Here is a 5,651-nt window from a genome sequence, read left to right on the forward strand (position 1 = left end):
GGGGATCGTTGAGCGGCTGGTGCCGGATGAGCTGTGGGAGTTGTTCCAGCGAGTGGTGCCGGAGGCGCCGAGTCGACCTCAGGGAGGCGGTCGGCGCCGGCATGGTGACAGGGAGGTGCTGGCTGCGATCGTGTTCGTGGCCACATCGGGCTGCACGTGGCAGCAGCTGCCGGCCGCCTCGTTCGGACCGTCGGGACCCACGGCTCATCGGCGCTTCACCGAGTGGTCGAAAGCCCGGGTGTGGGCGAGGCTCCATCGCCTGGTCCTCGACGAACTCGGCTCCCGGGGTGAACTGGACTGGTCTCGCTGCGCGATCGACTCGGTGAACATGCGGGCCCTGAAAAGGGGGACCTGACGGGTCCGAATCCGGTGGATCGGGGCAAGTACGGCTCAAAGATCCACTTGATCACCGAGCGAACCGGACTGCCCCTGTCCGTCGGGATATCCGGCGCCAACCTGCACGACAGCCAGGCCCTCGAACCGCTCGTGCGAGGCATCCCGCCTATCCGCTCCCGGCGCGGACCGCGTCGGCGACGGCCGGCCAAACTCCACGCCGACAAGGGCTACGACTACAACCATCTGCGCCGATGGTTACGCCAGCGCGGCATCCGGCACCGCATCGCCCGCAAACGCGTCGAGTCTTCCCAGCGGCTGGGACGCCACCGCTGGACCATCGAACGCACGATGGCCTGGCTCGCTGGATGCCGCCGCCTCCATCGCCGCTACGAACGCAAAGCTGAACACTTCCTGGCCTTCACCAGCATCGCCTGCACCCTCATCTGCTACCGCAGACTCACCAAATGAGATGGCTTCTTACCTGGTGCGACTTCGTGTCGCCCACTGAGCGCTTCAGTTGGCGAGTTGAGCGTTGTGGTCGGTGAGCAAGCCGATCTCGCCCCGACACACAAGCTCTCGCCGCCCGGATTGACCGGGACGCTACAGCCCGGCCCGCCCGGGGGGTGGCGCATGAGTAGACGAGGTGGGCGTGTCGGGGTGTGGTCAAGGCTCCGCGTCAGGAGCGGGCGAGGACGCAGAACTCGTGACCCTCCGGGTCGGTAAGACACGTCCACGGGACGTCGCCCTGGCCGACGTCGAGGTCGGCGGCGCCGAGGGCCCGCAGCCGGGCGACCTCCGCTGCTTTGTTGTCACCAGGGTCCGGCACCAGGTCAAGATGGACGCGGTCCGGCACAGTCTTTACGTCGGGCGAGCGGAGGAACTCAAGATACGGGCCGACACCCTTGGCCGGGCGCCACACCGCCTGGTCGTCCGTCACCTCGTGCAGGGTCCAGTCCATCGCCTCGCCCCAGAACCGGGCCATGGCCCGCGGATCCGTGCAGTCGACCACCACCCGGGCGATTGGCCCGGTGTCGCGGTACATCTCCCGAGGCTCCAGTACGCAGAACTCGTTGCCCTCCGGGTCGGCGAGGACCGTCCACGGCACGTCGCCCTGGCCCACGTGGGCGGGCGTCGCACCGAGAGCTTTAAGGCGCGCGACCAACTCCGCTTGATGGGCCGCAGAGGTGGTGGCGAGATCGACGTGCACACGGTTCTTTGTTGCCGTCTTGGGTTCCGGGACGGCAATGACGTCGATGCATACGCCGACCGGGTCCAGCCAATCGAAGCCGACAGGTTTGGCGGCGGTCGCGCCCGGTCCCTCGCCGGTAACCCTCCAGCCGAGCGCCTCCGCCCAGAACCGTCCGACCGCCGAGTCATCAAGAGCCTTTATGTTCACCAGGACAGGTCGCAGTGTCATGCCCGCGATCCTATGCACCCGCTCTGCAACGGCAATCCGCGGATACTGACGCCAAACAGACATCAACTCCCTCACCGGCCGCAATGCTCAGCTCGCCAACCAGAGCGCTCACTCCGCCAGGCCGACTGCTCACTCGCCACGTCACAGCGAGCGAGCCCGGACCAACGGGTTGTGGCTGAGCATTTGATTTGTCGAGTTGAGCAGGGTACCCGTACGGCCTGGTTGTTGATGTTGTTTTGGGCTTTCCCCCGCGTACGGCTCGTGCTTTGCGCTGTGCTCTCGCCATGGGTGACGTACAGGTTGTCGATGTTCCGGCCGGGCCGGTGTGGTCCCACGCCTGCCGCCTTGACGACCTTGCGCTGCCGTACGCGCTGCCCAAGCGGGCCACCAAGTGCCTGGATCTGGGGCCGGGATGGCCGCGTACGTGGACGGTGACGTGGAAGGTCGGGAAGTCCGATGTCATCGTCCCGGTGAATGACCTGTAGGCGGGGCCGGCGATGGCGTCGGTGCCGGTGCGGCGGTACTCGTGGCGGACCTGTCAGCGTCACCGGCCTGGGCTGGAGTGTCTGGTGACAACCCGTCGGCAGCACGGCTTCGAGAGTCTGGCCGAACGCTGGATGCTGCTGGTCCTGGACTTCGTCGGCGGGTTCGACGAGGTGCTGGCCCAGCCGTTCCGGCTGCGGTTTTTCTCCTCGGAGGGCAAGGGTTCGCAGGCCGTCTTGTGACATGTGGTCGGTGCAACGGACTTCGTGATTCCGCCCGCGCGGCATCGGCCCGCCAATCCCACTGGGGGCATGGCCATCCGGTTCAGCGCGCAGGGCGACACCGGGGAAGAGTGCGTCAAGGGGCTCGAACTCCTTGTCGAGGCCGCACTCATTCCCGTCATGCTGCCCGTCCAGGTACGGACCGACGGCTGGATCGCCCGCGCCGTTCCTGCGCCGCGCCCGGCGGACAGCAGCCGGGGCCCCGAGGAACGGTGAGGCCCCGCAACCGGCGGGTCAGCGCGCGGAGTCGCACGTGACCGGCCTCGACGGCCGCCGCCCCGGCGGGAGCGCCCCTGTTCGGCTAGTCGCACGCGCCGAAGGCCCCGGGGCCGGGCGGCTGCTCCGGGACCTCGCCCGTGTTCAGGGGCAGCTCTCCCCGAACTTCACCACGGTGAACTCGACTGGCTGCCCGTTCAGCTTCGCGCCCGCCGCCGGCTTCTGCGTGCACACCTGCCAGTTGGACTCGACGATCACAAGGCGGCCGTCCCCGGTCGCATCGTTGACCGTGATCGACGTGCTGGTGTCGAGGGCCATCCTGGCGGCCTTCATCGACTTGCCGTGGAAGTCCGGCATGGTGCCGCCCGCCGCAGAGGGGGCGGCCTGGTCGTGGCTGGGGCAGGTCTCTTCGAGCTTCACCGCCCCGAAGTCGAGCTTGGTGTCAGTCGACGCGTTCGTGCCGGCCTTCACGTTCTGGGAGCAGACCTTCCAGTCGCGGTCGAGGATCTGCATGCGGGCGCGGCCGAGCGCGTCGTGGGAGTCGAGGCTGTAGAAGCCGTTCTTCTGGGCGGTGTCTTGAGCGGATTGGAGGCCCATGCCGACAAAGTTCGGGACGGTCTTCTTGGCGGTGGCGCCCTTGCTGCCGTTGGTGCCTGTGCTGGCCGTTTCGGTGCTGCCGTTGTTGCCGGTCGTCTTGGCCGGCTGGCATGCGGTGCTGGCGGCGAGGATGGTGATGACGGCGGCGGTGTAGGCGAGTGTTCTGCGGTTCATGGTCCCCCCATGTGTGCGGGTGTGGCAGGGAGGTGAGTGTAGGGGCCAATGGTGGTGGGGTGGTGGTTGTGTGACGGGCTTGTGACCGGATCGGGTAACGGACAGGGTGAAGGCGCCGATCCAAGGCGGATCGGGGCTGCTGCGTGCCTGGCCTTCGACGCGTCATCCACCCTGGGCCACGACGTCGGTGATCTTCACGGACACCTTCGTGCTCGCCGAAGCGGTTTGGATCACAGACGGCGTCGAGTTCAAGCTGGTCCGGTCCGACAGCACCATAGATGGAGCGGGTCAAGATGGAGCGGGTCACAATCGCGCCGGCGCTCGCGCCGGGATGCCGCACGCTCAGAGTCTCCCCGTAATGCTGTCCGGGCCCCGTCGTCAGACGGGCCGAGGTGGACCGCCCGTGGACTCCAGAGCGCTTCCGCCGCCAGTCTTATGGGGCGGGCCAGATCTGGATGACGTTCTTCTCCAGTTTTCCGGCTTCCTGTTGCCGGAAGGCTTCGGAGGAGCCTTGGGGTCGGTCGGCGTACAGTACCCGCAGCCGGTGCCGGGTGGGCTGATCGTGATGGTAGGGGACGGGGATGTCCTCCTGATCGTCATCGGGATTGCACAGCACCAAGACGCGGTCGATCACGACGTCGACGTCTGGAGTGATCTGCCAGCTGGCCTCAGGGGGAGGAGGCGGCTGAGTGAAGAACTGGACGGTGAGATCGACTTCGCCTTGTTGGACGCCGCAGCTGATCATCACGAACTGCCCGTCGTCCGTCGCGGCGAGCAAGCCGCCGGCAGAGGTTTGGATGAAGTCCTCAAATTCCTCGCGCCACAGCTGTTCGGCGTCGTCAGGAGGGAATTGGACCCGGTACTGAAGGTACGAGGCCGGGAAGACCAGGTGGTGTACGGCGACCGGCTCGGGATGGCTCACGGCTCTCCTTCACGACATGCGACCCAGCTTCACCACGACGGTGGCACCGGACATCTGTTGGCCGGTGCCACCGACCCTAGTGAGAAAGTCAGGCGATCACGTAGAACGGATCGTGGTCGAGGATGCGGTACTTCCTCTTGAAGGCCGTTATGAGGCCACCCTGGCGCTGCTGTTCGTTGGGTGTGGTGTAGGTGATCTCCCGCTGACTGGCCGGCAGGGACGTTCCGCCTTCGTAGGTGGCGGCGAACGGGTACTCATCGCACCAGGTACGGCCCTGGGCCTTCTCCGCCGGGGTCGGGGCGGTTTTTCCGCACACGGCGTCCCGATTTTTGGATGCCTGCTTGGAGTCGGCGAGCGCGTGCAGTACCGGTCCGCCGTTGGGGTCGCCGTAGTGGCCACCGCTCGCACGCAAGGCGCGGATGCCGGCGGAGATGTAGGGCAGGTCGACCATGCTCACGGCCCCGGGTGCGTCGCGGAAGACGCAGCTGGCAGACATGCGTTTGAAGGTGTCGTCGCAGCCGTAGTACGCGGACTCGTACACATCCGCGCCGGTGGCGTAGCCCGGCTTGTTGAACGTGTACCGGTAGGTGGTGCGGGACGGGTTGACCTTGCCGGGTCCGACGGAGTCGCTGTACGTCACGCCCGCTGTGAAGGGTCCGTCGATGACGTGTCCTTGAGGGAAGTTCATCGAGGCCTTCGCCGTTCCGACGGCGGTGGCAGTCGCGCTTACCTCGATGCCCTTGGCGTCGCCTTCGATGGTCGCTTTGCTGTACTGGATGCTTTCCGACCCGGTGCGGCTGAGCTGGTTGAGCTGCATCGTGTGGTAGGCGGTGAACGTCGCCGTTCCCACGGGTTTGCCGTTCTTCATTGCCGTGACGATGATGGTGGCGTTCTCGCATTCCCCGTAGCGGGAGATGAAGATTTGGTTGACCTGGCACGTGACGTCGGCTGCGTCCTGCCGGGCAACTGCAGTATGGCTCGGCGCCGTCTGCTGGACGCGGAGGGTGTAGCCGGCCGGCTCAGCCTGCGCGGCAGCCGCTCCTGAGCCGACGAGCGATAACGCCGCTATCCCAGCGACGAGTACGCCCTTGCTGTTGATGAACCACGCTGTGATCCCCCTCTCTCGACGCGATTCGATGCCAGGCGCTTTCCTGGCAGCGCATCGTCAAGAGGCCTCGCAGCTTAGAAGCCATCTCATTTGGTGAGTCTGCGGTAGCAGATGAGG

The 5,651-nt window shown here is 66.4% G+C and carries 8 protein-coding genes; 4 read left to right on the forward strand and 4 right to left on the reverse strand.

Annotated elements, in window-relative coordinates:
- Nucleotides 1–4: 4 nt before the first annotated feature.
- Nucleotides 5–804 (forward strand): IS5 family transposase gene (locus AAW14_RS38800; RefSeq protein ID WP_265569185.1). Its coding sequence is split into 2 segments (ribosomal slippage): nt 5–340 and nt 343–804, totalling 798 coding nucleotides; the frame shifts between segments, so codons are not numbered across the junction.
- A gap of 208 nt (nt 805–1,012) precedes the next feature.
- On the opposite strand, the gene AAW14_RS38805 is transcribed toward AAW14_RS38800, so the two are convergent.
- Nucleotides 1,013–1,753, reverse strand: a complete 741-nt coding sequence (locus tag AAW14_RS38805; protein WP_265569177.1) for a VOC family protein — start codon at nt 1,751–1,753, stop codon at nt 1,013–1,015.
- A gap of 284 nt (nt 1,754–2,037) precedes the next feature.
- Here AAW14_RS38805 and AAW14_RS38810 point away from each other — a divergent pair, with 284 nt between their 5' ends.
- The 3 genes from AAW14_RS38810 to AAW14_RS38820 all read left to right on the forward strand — a co-directional run bounded on the left by AAW14_RS38810 (nt 2,038) and on the right by AAW14_RS38820 (nt 2,733).
- Nucleotides 2,038–2,238, forward strand: a complete 201-nt coding sequence (locus AAW14_RS38810; RefSeq protein ID WP_265569179.1) for a hypothetical protein — start codon at nt 2,038–2,040, stop codon at nt 2,236–2,238.
- Nucleotides 2,239–2,322: 84 nt separating this feature from the next.
- A complete protein-coding gene (locus tag AAW14_RS38815) occupies nt 2,323–2,478 on the forward strand; it encodes a hypothetical protein (protein ID WP_265569180.1) in 156 nt (51 codons plus the stop codon).
- Between the two features lie 69 nt (nt 2,479–2,547).
- Nucleotides 2,548–2,733, forward strand: a complete 186-nt coding sequence (locus tag AAW14_RS38820; protein WP_265569181.1) for a hypothetical protein — start codon at nt 2,548–2,550, stop codon at nt 2,731–2,733.
- 144 nt (nt 2,734–2,877) lie between these two features.
- Here the strand turns inward: AAW14_RS38820 and AAW14_RS38825 are convergent, their stop codons facing one another.
- The 3 genes from AAW14_RS38825 to AAW14_RS38835 all read right to left on the reverse strand — a co-directional run bounded on the left by AAW14_RS38825 (nt 2,878) and on the right by AAW14_RS38835 (nt 5,294).
- Nucleotides 2,878–3,504 carry a PASTA domain-containing protein gene (locus AAW14_RS38825; protein ID WP_265569182.1) on the reverse strand — a complete coding sequence of 209 codons (627 nt, stop codon included), beginning with the start codon at nt 3,502–3,504 and terminating at the stop codon, nt 2,878–2,880.
- A 433-nt stretch (nt 3,505–3,937) separates the two neighbouring features.
- Entirely contained in the window at nt 3,938–4,426 is a 489-nt protein-coding gene (locus AAW14_RS38830; RefSeq protein WP_265569183.1) for a hypothetical protein, read from the reverse strand.
- Nucleotides 4,427–4,514: 88 nt separating this feature from the next.
- The gene (locus tag AAW14_RS38835) at nt 4,515–5,294 is read right to left on the reverse strand and encodes a NucA/NucB deoxyribonuclease domain-containing protein (RefSeq protein ID WP_265569184.1); all 780 of its coding nucleotides are present in this window, start codon (nt 5,292–5,294) and stop codon (nt 4,515–4,517) included.
- Nucleotides 5,295–5,651: the final 357 nt, after the last annotated feature.

Source organism: Streptomyces hygroscopicus, assembly GCF_026168105.1.
In the GTDB taxonomy this organism is placed as follows: domain Bacteria; phylum Actinomycetota; class Actinomycetes; order Streptomycetales; family Streptomycetaceae; genus Streptomyces; species Streptomyces hygroscopicus_D.

Bases quoted from the DNA above. Each gene is read 5' to 3' on its own strand.
- AAW14_RS38805 (WP_265569177.1), bottom strand. From the start codon at position 1,753: ATGACACTGCGACCTGTCCTGGTGAACATAAAGGCTCTTGATGACTCG.
- AAW14_RS38810 (WP_265569179.1), top strand. From the start codon at position 2,038: ATGGGTGACGTACAGGTTGTCGATGTTCCGGCCGGGCCGGTGTGGTCC.
- AAW14_RS38825 (WP_265569182.1), bottom strand. From the start codon at position 3,504: ATGAACCGCAGAACACTCGCCTACACCGCCGCCGTCATCACCATCCTC.
- AAW14_RS38835 (WP_265569184.1), bottom strand. From the start codon at position 5,294: ATGAAGAACGGCAAACCCGTGGGAACGGCGACGTTCACCGCCTACCAC.
- AAW14_RS38820 (WP_265569181.1), top strand. From the start codon at position 2,548: ATGGCCATCCGGTTCAGCGCGCAGGGCGACACCGGGGAAGAGTGCGTC.